At 55.3% G+C, this 13,388-nt stretch carries 11 protein-coding genes, 1 tRNA gene and 1 pseudogene; 4 read left to right on the top strand and 9 right to left on the bottom strand.

Annotation, left to right across the window (positions count from 1 at the left end):
* Positions 1-455: 455 nt before the first annotated feature.
* The 5 genes and pseudogenes from ACTG2J_RS14585 to ACTG2J_RS14565 all read right to left on the bottom strand — a co-directional run bounded on the left by ACTG2J_RS14585 (position 456) and on the right by ACTG2J_RS14565 (position 4,186).
* Positions 456-980: a hypothetical protein gene (locus ACTG2J_RS14585; protein ID WP_162628484.1), complete on the bottom strand. Its 525-nt coding sequence runs from the start codon at positions 978-980 to the stop codon at positions 456-458.
* Between the two features lie 413 nt (positions 981-1,393).
* Positions 1,394-1,837: pseudogene (locus ACTG2J_RS14580) on the bottom strand (DUF2971 domain-containing protein); the annotation flags it as partial.
* A gap of 12 nt (positions 1,838-1,849) precedes the next feature.
* The gene (locus tag ACTG2J_RS14575; protein ID WP_439989444.1) at positions 1,850-2,263 is read right to left on the bottom strand and encodes a hypothetical protein; all 414 of its coding nucleotides are present in this window, start codon (positions 2,261-2,263) and stop codon (positions 1,850-1,852) included.
* 416 nt (positions 2,264-2,679) lie between these two features.
* Positions 2,680-2,943 carry a hypothetical protein gene (locus ACTG2J_RS14570; protein WP_113740728.1) on the bottom strand — a complete coding sequence of 88 codons (264 nt, stop codon included), beginning with the start codon at positions 2,941-2,943 and terminating at the stop codon, positions 2,680-2,682.
* 205 nt (positions 2,944-3,148) lie between these two features.
* Positions 3,149-4,186, bottom strand: a complete 1,038-nt coding sequence (locus tag ACTG2J_RS14565) for a Mal regulon transcriptional regulator MalI (RefSeq protein ID WP_113740727.1) — start codon at positions 4,184-4,186, stop codon at positions 3,149-3,151.
* A 291-nt stretch (positions 4,187-4,477) separates the two neighbouring features.
* Between ACTG2J_RS14565 and malX the strand changes: the two genes are divergently transcribed.
* Positions 4,478-6,064 (top strand): maltose/glucose-specific PTS transporter subunit IIBC, encoded by a 1,587-nt coding sequence (gene malX, locus ACTG2J_RS14560; RefSeq protein WP_421316211.1) that lies wholly within the window; start codon positions 4,478-4,480, stop codon positions 6,062-6,064.
* A gap of 87 nt (positions 6,065-6,151) precedes the next feature.
* Complete coding sequence (locus ACTG2J_RS14555) at positions 6,152-7,342, top strand: MalY/PatB family protein (RefSeq protein WP_439989445.1); 1,191 nt, start codon at positions 6,152-6,154, stop codon at positions 7,340-7,342.
* A gap of 53 nt (positions 7,343-7,395) precedes the next feature.
* Here ACTG2J_RS14555 and ACTG2J_RS14550 read toward each other — a convergent pair whose 3' ends face one another.
* The 4 genes from ACTG2J_RS14550 to ACTG2J_RS14535 all read right to left on the bottom strand — a co-directional run bounded on the left by ACTG2J_RS14550 (position 7,396) and on the right by ACTG2J_RS14535 (position 12,012).
* Positions 7,396-7,977, bottom strand: a complete 582-nt coding sequence (locus ACTG2J_RS14550) for a hypothetical protein (RefSeq protein WP_113740723.1) — start codon at positions 7,975-7,977, stop codon at positions 7,396-7,398.
* 340 nt (positions 7,978-8,317) lie between these two features.
* A complete protein-coding gene (gene ruvC, locus ACTG2J_RS14545) occupies positions 8,318-8,839 on the bottom strand; it encodes a crossover junction endodeoxyribonuclease RuvC (RefSeq protein WP_005334512.1) in 522 nt (173 codons plus the stop codon).
* Positions 8,840-8,985: 146 nt separating this feature from the next.
* Positions 8,986-11,310, bottom strand: a complete 2,325-nt coding sequence (locus ACTG2J_RS14540) for an acyl-CoA dehydrogenase (protein WP_439989446.1) — start codon at positions 11,308-11,310, stop codon at positions 8,986-8,988.
* Positions 11,311-11,358: 48 nt separating this feature from the next.
* Entirely contained in the window at positions 11,359-12,012 is a 654-nt protein-coding gene (locus ACTG2J_RS14535; protein WP_005334507.1) for a TetR/AcrR family transcriptional regulator, read from the bottom strand.
* Positions 12,013-12,479: 467 nt separating this feature from the next.
* Between ACTG2J_RS14535 and ACTG2J_RS14530 the strand changes: the two genes are divergently transcribed.
* The gene (locus tag ACTG2J_RS14530) at positions 12,480-13,220 is read left to right on the top strand and encodes a phosphatase (RefSeq protein WP_159157297.1); all 741 of its coding nucleotides are present in this window, start codon (positions 12,480-12,482) and stop codon (positions 13,218-13,220) included.
* An 89-nt stretch (positions 13,221-13,309) separates the two neighbouring features.
* A tRNA-Thr gene (locus tag ACTG2J_RS14525) sits at positions 13,310-13,385 on the top strand.
* Positions 13,386-13,388 lie beyond the last annotated feature (3 nt).

Genomic DNA, 13,388 nt, shown 5'->3' with positions numbered 1-13,388 from the left:
CCCATAGCCCTGAGTTTGCGTACAAGAGATCTTAAAATTTGACTCCCTTTAATGCTATCGATAGGCATAAAAATAGAAGTGCCAAGACAATAGGTATGGCCATGAGCAGATACAAGATTGCCAGCTTTATAGTATGAAGAAGTGGTGAAGGGGGCGGTTGAACAGTGTATTTTTTGAATAAAAAAACTCCGTAGAATGAGCCAGTGCACCAAAAAAAGAGCAATAACTTAAGATGTAAATCACTTCCATAGTCTGAAAATCCTTTAATTAATAATAATGCACAGGCATGCATGATTAAACTTGAGAAAAATATCTTATTAGAGACGTTCATAAGGAGTGGTTCCGTAGGGTGCAATAAACGAAGTGCATTGCACCGCAGTTTGCTCACAGAAAATGTGATGGCTCGAAGGTAGAGGTGGTGACGCAAATGTCCGAATATGTTTCGCTATTCGAACCTACGGGTTATCTTGAATCGTTTTTATGAGCGTAAGCTGGTTTTTATCAACAATGTAATAGTTCGTGTAATAAACAAATTTTTTTCCGTCTTGACTGTTTTCAACTTTAACCGTTGTGAGAAGGCGGCTATCAATTTGGGGAGATTCTATCCATTCTCCCACACGGGTATCAGACTCATCATTTACATCATATGAGCTATAAGCATTAAATACCGTATCAAGTACCTTTCCCGTGCGTTTGTTGACAAGAACTTGATCATAACAACCTGATGAACCACATCCCCAGCCTGTCAGTACATATTCACCAGCATATACTGGTTTTTGTGACAAGGCCGCGGTAAGTCGGGTGCGGAATGTTCTGGCCAATTCAGAGTCTAGTGAAAGCTTGGCTGGCTTACCTTTATATACAGGGGGGGCCGGGTAGTCCTCTGTCCGAGGTGGTACTTGAGAGCCGGTATCACTACCAAATGAGATTTGACTGGATAACCCGAGGAAACAAAAAAAGTAAATCACACGTGCTTTCATAATGTTTTGTCTTGATATTTAAAGTTGTAGTACCGTAGGTTGAGATCAGCAAATTTAATTGCGATGCTTTGTGGTAAAAAATTATAGAGGCCGGAATGTGGATTTTTTAAAAGATTTTAGAAGTCACTTTTATAGGCTTTTTGTAGGAAAATTTGCATAGCGACTATCGGCAACGATTCGGTCATGTCGTTTGACAAAAGCAACTAATTTTTCTGAGTTTTCAGCATATGAATTTAGCCATAACTGGATTGCTTTTTTTATTCTGAAATCAAGTGTAGTAGTCGTAGGGGAAAATTAACGAAGTGAATTGCACCGCTTGTTTGGTTAGAAAGTGTTGAGGCGGAAGGTAGTGTTTATTACGCGAGTGTCTGAATATTCTTACGGGTATAAGACTTTATATATGTGTAAATATTCTAATTCCCATCTGATTCATTCACTTCTATCTCAAAAGTATTTGGGTTAATGTGTGCATAATTTATTTTACAATTTATTCGTGGATTGCCTCTTATAATTGAAAGGAGAGTGTTGCGCTTAAGTTCATCCATTTTACAACCTATGGTAATTGTCTTTATGGCTTCTGGCGGGATAGTTACTAGAGACTGTTCTGGCACAAAAAGCCTAAACTCTCTTTCGTATTCCCATTCAGATGATTTTAATGTGGTTAGTGTGCCAATTCCTAGTGAACTGTGATCTCTTTGAATATTTTTTAGTGTATTGAATAGCAGTTCTTCTGCGCCATATTTCTTCAGTTTTCCGTATTGTATTGTGCTATAACCGACCTTGTTACCAATCTCTTTAGATATACCTTCGATTAAGGTCAGAGTGTCGTACTCAATACAAAACCCTCTTAACCCATTGGCATAATGTGACTACATTAACCTATTTTTTATAGCAAGTTTATTTTTTTCAATATTATCTTTGGCAAAGCATGTCATTCGTGAGTTTTTTACTAAGTCAGATAGTCTTTTTTTTGCAAAACTCAAGGTTGAATATATTGTATTGATATAATGGCTTTCTAATTGATTGTTAATTTTTAATTGAAGTAACGCCTCTTCAATTTTATATTGAGGAAGGTGTTCTTTGTGCAGCATTTTGTAAAATTCAATGGCTTTTGTTTGATTATAGCTATCAATGTCAACATTAAGAACATTCTCAATAAAAACATCCTCAAATGGATCATTAAAGTCTTTGTAATTACTGAACCATAAGTAATTATTTGCAAGGGCGTCTAAGTCATGAGGGTTATAGGGGAAGAATTTATAAATTAAATTCGTACCAATCATTTTTGATGATTCCTTCTTATTACTTGATATATCTCTCATAGCACAGGAGTTTAGACAAGCCTTGGTTGCATAAAAACTCTGGTAGATTACTGAGGTGCATAAAACGTAATCAGACGATCGCGAGGGATATATCACTAGATCCATTTCTTGCAGACACGCTACCGCCCGTGGATTACAGCCTCCAGCCTGCTGCGGTTATCCGGCGATGTGGTGGATGGCGAAACGGCTGCACAGGGTGATCTCTGCAAGAGTGGTTGCCAAGTGAGGCATATTAATCGAGAGAGGGGCAGGGTAAAACCGCAGTCGGGCAAAAACCTGCCAAAGATCAATAAATTGCTCACTAAGTGGGTGTTATCTGCCCGCTTGGCACGGCGACCGCAAGCTGAGCTTCACCTCTTGCCGGGTACTACCGACACTCAATACTCCAGAAACTTCTCCCCGCACCGCTCACAAATTAGATGTTTTACATGGGTGGTCTGGTAGGCCAGTGTTTCACCAAACGCCCAGTTGGTGATGCTGCTGGAAGTAAAGGCTTGCCAGAAGGCTTTGCGCGGATCCTTGGGCATGATGTCCTGGCTGTGATCGCGGGCGACCAGCACCACGATATGGCGGGTACGCTCGCCGCATTTGTCACAGCGATGGATTTCAGTTGGCGGATTTTGGTCGTGCGGGTGGCTCATAAATGGGCTCGTGAAGTGAGGCAGGCGCCCATCATATTCCTCTCCACTTGGCTCTCAATCTCTCCTTGCCGGCGCAGTGAGCGGCCTCACGTTTTGCGCTGCTGCAGGCTTGCCCAGCCAGTTCAGACCGACTCCCGCTTCTGCGGTTTGCTGGTGAGCGGTGATGATATGGCGGGTGGGGTGAGCTCGGGCTTGTCCAGCCAGCTCAGGCTGATTCTCGCTTCTGCAAGTTGGGGGTGATGATATGGCGGTTGGGGGCGAGCTCGGGTTGCTGCATCCGGGTCAGCAGTCGTTTTGCCGCCTGACGGCCGATTTCGCGGGCCGGTGAGCTGACGAAAGTGAGTGCGGGGGAGGTGAGTTCGGCCTCCGCCACATCGTCAAAGCCGAGCAGGGCCACCTGCTGGCCGATGTAGTTGTCCTTGCCCACGGTGCGGCCGCTCGCCTCGACGCCATAGATGGCGCCGAGCGCCACCTCGGGGTAGTGGCAGAGCACGGCGGTCACCTTGGGGTGCTGGTGCAGCAGCTGGGCGATGGTGTCGGCGGCGCTGCGCTGGGTGCGCTCGCACTCCAGTACCCACTCCGGTTTGAAGGGGAGGCCATATTGCAGCAGGCTGGCGCAGTAGCCGCCGATCCGCTCGGCACGGGTGAGGGAGTCGGCCCGTCCGCCGACGTAGGCGATATGGCGGTGGCCCTGTTCGATCAGGTAGGTGGTGGCCTGCTTGGCGGCGTGGGTATTGTCGGGGCCGATAAAGTCCACGTCATCGCGATAGTAGGAGCGGGCGGCGCACACCACCGGCAGCTCGGAATCGAGCAGGGTCTCCAGGGTTTTGGCCGCCGCGCCGCGCACCGGATTGAAGATGATGCCCGCCACCCCCTGCCGTGACAGGGAGTGGATGCTCTGCTGCAGCCGCTTCGGGCTGTGGCCGCACTGGGTCAGAAACAGCAGATAGCCCTGCTGCTCCAGCACCTCGCTCACCCCGGCGGTCACCTCGGTATAGAAGGGGTCGGTGATGTCGCGCAGGATCAGCCCCACCAGGTTGGATTGCTGGCTGCGCAGGTTGGCGGCGGCGCTGTTGGGCACATAGTCGAGCTCTTTTATCGCCTGCTGCACCCGCTCGGCGGTGGCCGGCGAGATGCGCCCCTTGCCGTTGAGCACCATGGAGACGGTGGTGACCGACACTCCCGCCCGCTGGGCGACATCGGTGATCTTGGTGGCTTTGGCAGAGAGGGATTTGGGCGACATAGGGCGAATGGACGACGGACAGTTGAGAGCGAGGCTCAAGCATACCTGCTCATATGCCCAAGTGAAACGTTACATCACCATCTGGCCGATCCGGCTCACAAATTTGGATCCTGCTGCCAGCCAGCCCCCTTATTCTGTGATCCTGTCGGCACTTGTAAATTGATAAAACGTTTTATCATCCAGCAAAACCTGATGCTGACCCGCGCCTTTTGCTTCGAGATTGCGTCGAGATTGCCTCGAGCGGGGGAGGGCAGCCGCAGATATTGCTGTCTATTCACAAGGAGCCGTTTCATGGCCAAGCCTCAAGCCAAATCCACCATCTGGGAGTTCCTGCAGAGCCTCGGCAAGACCTTTATGTTGCCGGTCGCCCTGCTGGCCTTCTCGGGCATCCTGCTCGGTGTCGGCAGCTCGCTCACCAGCGATGCGGTCAAGCAGAGCATGCCCTTCCTCGACAATACCGTGCTGCAACTGCTGTTCCTCTGGATGACCAAGGTGGGGCTGGTGGCCTTTATCTATCTGCCGGTGATGTTTGCGGTGGCCATTCCGCTCGGGCTGGCGCGAGAAGAGAAGGGGGTCGCGGCCTTTGCCGGTTTCGTCGGCTATGCGGCGCTCAACCTCTCCATCAACTTCTACCTGACCGTGGCCAACGTCATCGGTGACGCAGCGGCGGAGAAGGCCTACGGGGTGAAATCGATCCTCGGTATCAGCTCCATCGACACCGGGATTCTGGGGGCCATCATCGTCGGGGTGATCGTCGCCAAACTGCACGCCCGTTTCTACACCTACAAGATGCCCGATGCGCTCGCCTTCTTCGGCGGCGCTCGCTTCGTGCCCATCATCACTGTATTGGTGCTGGGTGTAGTCGGTCTGGTCGTGCCGTTCGCCTGGCCCTGGTTTGCCGCCGGCATTAACGGTATCGGGGCGCTCATCTCCCACGCCGGCCCCTTTGGCCCCTTTCTGTTCGGTACCGGTGAGCGCCTGCTGCTGCCACTCGGCCTGCACCACATTCTGGTGGCGTTGATCCGCTTTACCGAAGCGGGCGGCACCCAGCTGGTATGCGGTCACGAGGTGAGCGGCGCCCTCAATATCTTCTACGCCGAGCTCTCCTGCGCCGACACTTCCGGCTTCTCGGTCTCTGCCACCTCCTTCCTCTCGCAGGGCAAGATGCCTGCCTTCCTCGGCGGCCTGCCGGGCGCGGCGCTCGCCATGTATCACTGCGCTCGCCCGGAAAATCGTGGCAAGATCAAGGCGCTGCTGGTCTCCGGCGTGGTGGCCTGCGTCATCGGCGGCATCACCGAGCCACTGGAGTTCCTGTTCCTGTTCGTGGCACCGGTGCTCTACGTTATTCACGCCATCCTGACCGGTCTGGGCTTTATGACCATGGGGCTGCTCGGCGTCACCATCGGCAACACTGACGGCAACCTCATCGATTTTCTGGTGTTCGGCGTGCTGCAAGGCACCGCTACCAAGTGGTATCTGGTGCCGGTCGCGGCCGCTATCTGGTTTGCCATCTACTACAGCGTGTTCCGCTTCGCCATCGTGCGCTTTAACCTGAAAACCCCTGGTCGTGAAAAAGAGAGCCGCGAAATCGAGACCAGCGAGGCTGCCCAGCCCGCAGGCAAGAAGGCAGGCAACAGCGGTTACAACGGTGAAATCATCCTCAATGCGCTGGGCGGCGCTGATAACATCCTCGCGCTCGATAACTGCATCACCCGCCTGCGGATGTCGGTGCAGGACATGAGCCGGGTCGATGACAAGGTATTGAAAGCGAACGGCGCCATCGGGGTGATCAAGCTCGACGAGCACAACTTGCAGGTGGTGATCGGCCCGCAGGTGCATCTGGTGAAAAACCAGCTGCAGAGCCTGATGGGGGCCTGAACTGGCCAATAAGATCCGAACGGGGGGCGTAAGCCCCCCTTGTTTGCCTCTCCCAATATGTCTCCTGTTTATGGAGGGAGAAACTTCATGCACGATATTTATGACTTCGACCATGTGGTCGACCGCCACGGCACCTACTGCACCCAATGGGACTATGTAGCCGACCGTTTTGGCCATGCCGATCTGCTCCCCTTTACCATCTCCGACATGGATTTCGAGACCGCTCCCTGCATTCGCCAGACCCTGGCAACTCGCCTGGAGCACGGGGTATTTGGCTACAGCCGCTGGAATCACGATGACTTTAAAGGGGCGGTGAGCAACTGGTTTGCCCACCGCTACGGCGCGAGCCTCGACCCCGAGACGCTGGTCTACGGCCCCTCGGTCATCTATGTGATTGCCCAGCTGGTGAGCCTCTGGTCGGCGCCGGGGGAAGGAGTGCTGGTGCATACCCCCGCCTACGATGCCTTCGGCAATATGCTGGCTGCCAACGACAGGGTGCTGCTGCCATGCCCGCTCAAAAAGTCAGAGGGGAGTTACCAGATCGACTGGCAATGTTTCGAGCAGCAAGCCGCTCGTCCCGATTGCCGGATTTTGCTGCTTTGCAGCCCCCACAACCCCACCGGGCGGGTCTGGACGCGGGATGAACTCGGCCGGATGGCTGCCATCTGCCAGCGCCACGGGGTCAAGGTCATCTCGGACGACATCCATATGGATGTGAGCTTTGCCCGCTATCTGCCGTGGAGCGAGGTGGCACCGGACGATCAATGGGCGCTGGTGAACTCGGGCTCCAAATCCTTCAATATTCCCGCCCTTGGCGGCGCCTACGCCTTTATCGCCAACGCAGAAGCGCGGGCCGCCTATCTGCAGCGGCTCAAGGCGGCCCATGGTCTTTCATCACCGCCCATTCTCGGGGTGCTGGCCCATATCAGTGCCTATCGCGATGGCGCTGCCTGGCTCGATGCCCTGAAAAGCTATCTGCACGGCAACCTCGACCATGTGGCGGCGCGGCTCAACGCCGCTTTCCCCGCCATCGACTATCGGGTGCCCGAGGGAACCTATCTCGCCTGGATTGACCTGCGCGGTCTTGGCATCGACTCCACCAAACGGATGGATGCGCTGCAAACCGTGCTGGTGGAGAAATACCGGGTCGCCATCATGCGCGGCGACACCTACGGCCCGGAAGGCACAGGCTATATCCGCCTCAACGTCGGCTGCCCGCGCTCGAAGGTTGACCAGGGGCTCGACGCCCTGATCGGCGCGCTGGGGGAGGTGGTTTAACACAGTGCCCCTTGCCAATGCTGGCAAGGGGCACTGAACCATAAGATACCTGTTTACATACAGCGAACGGCTTTCTGCCGTGCGATGATATAGTCTCCCAGCGAGGCGTAACCATCCACCCCCTGCGGGGCTGCGCTTGGGTTATGGCGCAGATTATCTTGGTAGGCTGTCAGCGCTTGAGCCAGGGATGAACAAGTACTTTTTTGATCCTGCAGTTCCTGATAGACAGAGGCTTTTAGTAGCTGCACATTGCTCAGCTTGTCGTAAGCGGTTGTTGTATTTAGCTGAGTGGCGGCCTGATCCAGATATGCTGCAGCCTTGATTGTCCTGTTTTGCAGGTTGACTGTCTGATCTATAAATCCTTGTTCTTTATAGTGTTCTGCCCAAGTAGAACCAACGGAAGAAGATAGGAGTAGCAGGGCATATTCTCTATCTGCCATGGCATGGCAAACCGCGTCTTCCTTGCAAAGGTTTCTGGCTTCGACGATAAGTTTTTCTGCAGCGGTTGCCCGCCCATGTTCAATCAGCACATCTGCTTGGGCCAGATTTTGCCAAGGGTCGTTGCTTTTTACGACGCCAGCAGCAGAACAACCACATAGCAGAAGGGCGATAGCGGAAAGTCCGATTTTTTCCATATCTAATTCTTCCTTGGCATGATTCATATCAGTTTGTAACTCGAGGTTGTATTGTTTGCGGACACGACTAATTGAAAGCAAGTATCTATTGCCAAGAGTGTGATTTATAAGCCTCTTTCGCGTTGTGTCTGATGGCAATACGGTACGGGTTTACGATGATAATCGAGTTGCTCGTCACGTCGGCGCACGTGTCGCTCGATTGCAACTTTTGATGGAGCTGGCGTGCATGACCTTGCTCTCCGGATTGCTCTCTATTCCGCGCCCAAAACAAAACCGCCCCGGAGATCCGGGGCGGTTTTTTATTTTGCGATACCGAGATAGCCGTGGACGACACAAGGGCTCAGCGATAGCGGCCGCGTACCGAGCTGCTGGCGCGGCCAGCCATCTTGATCAGGCTCTGGCGGGTGTGCAGGTGGCAGAGCGCGACGCCGAGGGCATCTGCTGCATCCGCCTGCGGGGTGGCGGAGAGTTTCAGCAGATGGGTCACCATATGCTGCACCTGCTCCTTGGCAGCGCCGCCGGTGCCCACCACTGCCTGCTTGATCTGGGTGGCGGAGTATTCGCTCACCGGCAGGTAGGCATTGACCGCGGCGACGATGGCGCTGCCCCGGGCCTGCCCCAGTTTCAGGGCCGAGTCGGCGTTGCGGGCCATAAAGACCCGCTCGATGGCAAACTCGGTGGGCTTGAACTGGGTGATGATCTCGCATACCCCGTCATAAACCTGCTTGAGGCGCTCCGGCAGCTCGCCGCAATCGGTGCGGATGCAGCCAGAGCCCAAGTATTCGGCCTTGCCGCCCACGACCCGGATAACCCCGTATCCGGTGATCCGCGAACCCGGATCGATGCCCAAAATAATGCTCATGGGTGTTGATTGCTCTAAACGCGAGTGATGGCCGCCAAGATAGCAAACTCCGGCCTGCTTGGCTGTACGCAGGATGTGCGAACGGTCAGTGCGTGGCGATTGCCATAAAAAAAGGCCCCGAAAGGGGCCTTTTTGATTATCGCTTGTCAGGCGGCGTGATGGATGGGGCTGGCCTGCGCCATTCCCTCCAGCTCGCCCGGGGCGAAGTTGTCTACCTGAATCGCTTCGTAGCGCAGGGCATCGGCGGCCAGCAGCTTGTCTGCCTCGTCCTTGCTCAGTACCGATTTGGCCAACGCTGCTTCCACCAGTTCCGGCAGCGCCAGTTTGCGGGGCAGTTTGCCCTCTTTCTGGGCCTGCACCAGTTTCTTCTCGTAGGGCTGCACGGCGACCATGGCCTGGAAGGCACGCTCCATCAGACCAACCGGGTCCGCCTCGTCTTTGCCGACGTAGCAGAGGGCGGTCAGACGGTCGCGGAACTCGCCCGGCTTCATCATGGCCAGACAGATGGCGTGGCAACGATCGTCGGCCGGCATCTTGTAACCGACGCCGAACGGGAACACCACGCGCTTGAGTACGGCACCCACCACCTTGTTCGGGAAGTTCTGGAAGAAGCCCTCGAACGCCTTGCCAATCAGGTAGAGGTTGCGCTCCACCGCGTACTGCACGAACGGCAGATCGGAGACCATACGGCCCTGATCCTCGTAGTGTTTGAGGGTGGCGGAGGCCAGATAGAGGTGGCTTAGCACGTCACCCAGACGGGCGGAGATCATCTCCTTGCGCTTGAGATCGCCACCCAGCATCAGCATGGAGACGTCGGCGCACAGGGCCAGCCCTTTACTCATGCGGGAGAGCTGCTTGTAGTAGCGAGCGGTTTCACCGGCTACCGGCGCTCTGTTGAATTGACCCAGAGTCAGCCCCTGGAACAGTGAACCGAAGAAGTTGCCGGCGCCAAAGGCGATGTGTTTCATCAGCAGGGCGTCAAACTTCTCGAGACCGCGCTCCACGTCGGTGTCAGCCGCTGCTTCCAGCTCGGCAAAGACGTACGGGTGGCAGCGGGTAGCCCCTTGCCCGAAGATCATCAGGTTGCGGGTCAGGATGTTGGCCCCTTCCACCGTGATGGCGACCGGAATCCCCATGTAGGCGTAGCCGGTGTAGTTTTTCGGGCCCAGCTGGATGGCACGACCGGCGTGGATATCCATGGAGTCATCCATGATCTGGCGCGCCATCTCGGTCATGTGGTACTTGGAAATCGCGGTGACGATGGCCGGTGCCTGACCCAAGTCCAGCGAACCGGCGGTCATACGACGGGCCCCTTCCAGCTGATAGGTGAGGCCGCCAATGCGAGCCAGCGCCTCTTGCACCCCTTCAAACTTGCCGATGGACATGCCGAACTGCTTGCGCACGTAGGAGTAGGCACCCACGGTGCGGCTCGCCATGTGACCGCAAGCGGTGCCAAGGGCAGGTAGCGAGATGCCGCGACCGGCGGAGAGGCACTCCACCAGCATGCGCCAGCCACGGCCAGCGTAATCCGGGCCGCCGATGATCCAGTCGAGCGGGATGAACACATCCTTGCCGAAGGTCGGGCCGTTCAGGAACGCCAGACCCATGGGGTAGTGGCGATCGCCGACGCGCACGCCCGGGTGGCTGGTGGGGATGAGCGCGCAGGTGATACCGAGCTCCTCCTTGTCACCCAGCAGTCTTTCCGGGTCATAGAGTTTGAACGCCAGCCCCAGCACAGTAGCGCGGGGCGCCAGGGTGATGTAGCGCTTGTTCCAGTTGAGGCGAATACCCAGCACCTCTTCACCCTTGTGCATCCCTTTGCAGACGATCCCCTTGTCAGGAATGGCGCCCGCATCGGAGCCCGCTTCCGGCCCGGTCAGGGCGAAGCAGGGCACCTCTTTGCCATTGGCCAGCCCCGGCAGCCAGAAATCTTTCTGGGCCTGGGTGCCGTAGTGCATCAGCAGCTCACCCGGGCCGAGAGAGTTCGGTACCATGACGGTGACCGCCACGCTCAGACTCTTGGTGGCAATGCGGGTGACGATGGTGGAGTTGGCAATCGCCGAGAACTCGCGGCCGCCGTAGGATTTCGGGATGATCAGGGAGAAGAAGCCTTCCTTCTTCAGATAGTCCCACACCGGTTCCGGCAGGTCTTTGGTTTCGTTGACGATCTTGAAGTCGTCAACCATGGCGAGCAGGGTTTCGACCTGATTGTCGATAAAGGCCTGCTCCTCTGCGGTCAGCTCGGCCTTGCCGTAGCCGTGCAGTTTTTTCCAGTCGGGGTTGCCGCGAAACAACTCGCCATCCCACCAGACGGAGCCGGCTTCCATGGCCTCCCGCTCGGTAGCTGACAAGGGCGGCAGTATCTTTTTGAAGATGCCGAACACCGGACGGGTTACCACCTTTTTACGGATGGAGGGTACGCCGAGCACAACGGCTATCGCCAGCACCAGCAGGACAAGCAATGTGATCATACCGAAGTTCCTTCTATTTCACTGTTTCCGTTGATTTATTGTTGGTTGTTACACGGCCAGGGAGAGCCTGGTCGACTCCACGGGCGCCCCGACTCCGGACGCCAGATAAGGAATAACGTTGCGCACCAGCCCTTCCACATCGAGCTGCTGGCCAAAGTCGGCCAGGGCGATGTCGCGCAGGGCATCGGCGGAGGCCATGGTGAATACGACGGTGCCCAGAGTGAAGTGCAGTCGCCAGAAGAGATCCGCCGGCGACAGGGCCGGATTGGCTTTGGAGATGGCCTGGGTGATCCGCTGCAAAATGGGGCCATAGTGGGCGGTGATAAAGCGGCGCAGGTGGCCCTGGCTGTCGATATAGCCGCGCCCCAGCAGTTGCATGAAGATGGCCGGGCCGTTGGCCCGCACTGCCGAGAGCTTCATCAGCGGCTCGACAAAACTTTCAAACAGTTGCAGCAGGGTCAGCTGCTCCTGCTCCATCAGGACCCGCAGGCGCGCATCGAGATCGGGCATAAACAGGCTCAGATAGCGGTCGAGTACCGCCTGGATCAGCTCCTTCTTGGAGCCGAAGTGATAGTTCACCGACGCCAGATTAACGTCGGCTTCACTGGTGATCAGACGCAAAGAGGTATCGGCGAATCCCCGCTCGGCAAACAGCACTTCAGCGGCGTCGAGAATACGGTTTTTGGTATCGATTTTACTCACTGGACACCTCACTTAAACGAATGTTTAAAAAGTACGTTTCATAACGTGAAGTGTCAAGAGAATGTGAATGAGTGTTAGCGGAATGTTTTTCGATGAAAAAAGCAAAGTGGGCGGAACTTAGTCAAAAAGCAGGACTCTATATCTATGCCACTGCAATTAAACATTAAGTCTCGCCCAACCTGCACCATGCTAGTTGGGCCTTTTTTTGCGCGTTTGTTACCGGTTTGCGGTTTGCAGGCAAAAAAAACCGCCGCAGGGTGCGACGGTGGGGAAAGTGAGTTCGCGTCATCCTGACGGCAAACTGTCGATGCGAGTTCAGGCATGTATCGACGGGGGCAGTATGCCAGCCAGAGCCCCTCAGACTATGTCAGCTTCGCGGTATTTTGTGACAAAGTGTGGCAAGTGCCAGCGTGGCCCAAGCTGCCGCTCTTTGCTATGCTGCCCTTTCAAAATATGAGGGAGAGAAGATGAAGTACCCGGTCGATACCCACACTCACACCATTGCCAGCACCCATGCCTACAGCACCATCCACGACTATCTGCCGATAGCCAGGGCCAAGGGGATCAAGCTGTTTGCCACCACGGATCACGGGCCCGAGATGGCCGATGCCCCTCATGTCTGGCATTTTGCCAACTTGCCGATATTGCCAAGAGTGGTGGATGGGGTAGGGATCCTGCGGGGTATCGAGGCCAACATCAAAAACCTCGACGGGGAGATCGATTTTCCCGAGCGCTATGAGTCGCGCCTCGACATGATCATGGCGGGCTTTCATGAGCAGGTATTCCCTCCCTGCGATCAGGCCACTCACACCCAGGCGATGATCAACGCCATCAAGAGCGGCCGGGTCGACATGATCAGCCACCCTGGCAACCCCGCATTTCCAATCGATATTCAGGCGGTGGTCAAGGCGGCCGCTGACTATCGGGTAGCGCTGGAGATCAACAACTCCTCTTTCATTCACTCGCGCCCGGGTAGCGAAGGCAACTGCCGTGCCATAGTCGAAGCCGCGCGAGATCTGGGGGCCTATCTTACCTTCGGCTCTGATTCCCACGTGGCATTTACCCTTGGCGATTTTGACCATTGCCACCGTCTGGTGACCGAAGCGGGCTTCCCGCAAGAGCGGATCCTGGTGCGCTCCCCCCGGGCCCTGCTCGATTTTCTAGAAAGCCGCGGCCGGGCCCATATCCCCGAGTTTTCCGACCTGTAAATCGGGTTCTAACACCATGAGCCAACTCATAAAATCGAGCTGGCTTAATTGACTTGCCGATCATTTTTTATGAATGTGGAGAGCAACAAGCCGGTATAGCTCAGTTGGTAGAGCAGCGCATTCGTAATGCGAAGGTCAGGAGTTCGATTCCCCTTATCGGCACCATAT

The sequence above is a fragment of the Aeromonas sp. 6P genome (assembly GCF_051919525.1).
Lineage (GTDB): Bacteria > Pseudomonadota > Gammaproteobacteria > Enterobacterales > Aeromonadaceae > Aeromonas > Aeromonas veronii.
Note: the sequence above shows the minus strand (reverse complement) of the source record. Positions and strands in the feature narration are given on the sequence as shown.

Excerpts from the sequence above, each read along its gene's own strand:
- ACTG2J_RS14575 (WP_439989444.1), bottom strand. The coding sequence starts at position 2,263 with ATGATTGGTACGAATTTAATTTATAAATTCTTCCCCTATAACCCTCAT.
- ACTG2J_RS14540 (WP_439989446.1), bottom strand. The coding sequence starts at position 11,310 with ATGATCACATTGCTTGTCCTGCTGGTGCTGGCGATAGCCGTTGTGCTC.
- ACTG2J_RS14555 (WP_439989445.1), top strand. The coding sequence starts at position 6,152 with ATGCACGATATTTATGACTTCGACCATGTGGTCGACCGCCACGGCACC.
- ACTG2J_RS14550 (WP_113740723.1), bottom strand. The coding sequence starts at position 7,977 with ATGGAAAAAATCGGACTTTCCGCTATCGCCCTTCTGCTATGTGGTTGT.
- ACTG2J_RS14565 (WP_113740727.1), bottom strand. The coding sequence starts at position 4,186 with ATGTCGCCCAAATCCCTCTCTGCCAAAGCCACCAAGATCACCGATGTC.
- ACTG2J_RS14585 (WP_162628484.1), bottom strand. The coding sequence starts at position 980 with ATGAAAGCACGTGTGATTTACTTTTTTTGTTTCCTCGGGTTATCCAGT.
- malX (WP_421316211.1), top strand. The coding sequence starts at position 4,478 with ATGGCCAAGCCTCAAGCCAAATCCACCATCTGGGAGTTCCTGCAGAGC.
- ACTG2J_RS14530 (WP_159157297.1), top strand. The coding sequence starts at position 12,480 with ATGAAGTACCCGGTCGATACCCACACTCACACCATTGCCAGCACCCAT.
- ruvC (WP_005334512.1), bottom strand. The coding sequence starts at position 8,839 with ATGAGCATTATTTTGGGCATCGATCCGGGTTCGCGGATCACCGGATAC.
- ACTG2J_RS14570 (WP_113740728.1), bottom strand. The coding sequence starts at position 2,943 with ATGAGCCACCCGCACGACCAAAATCCGCCAACTGAAATCCATCGCTGT.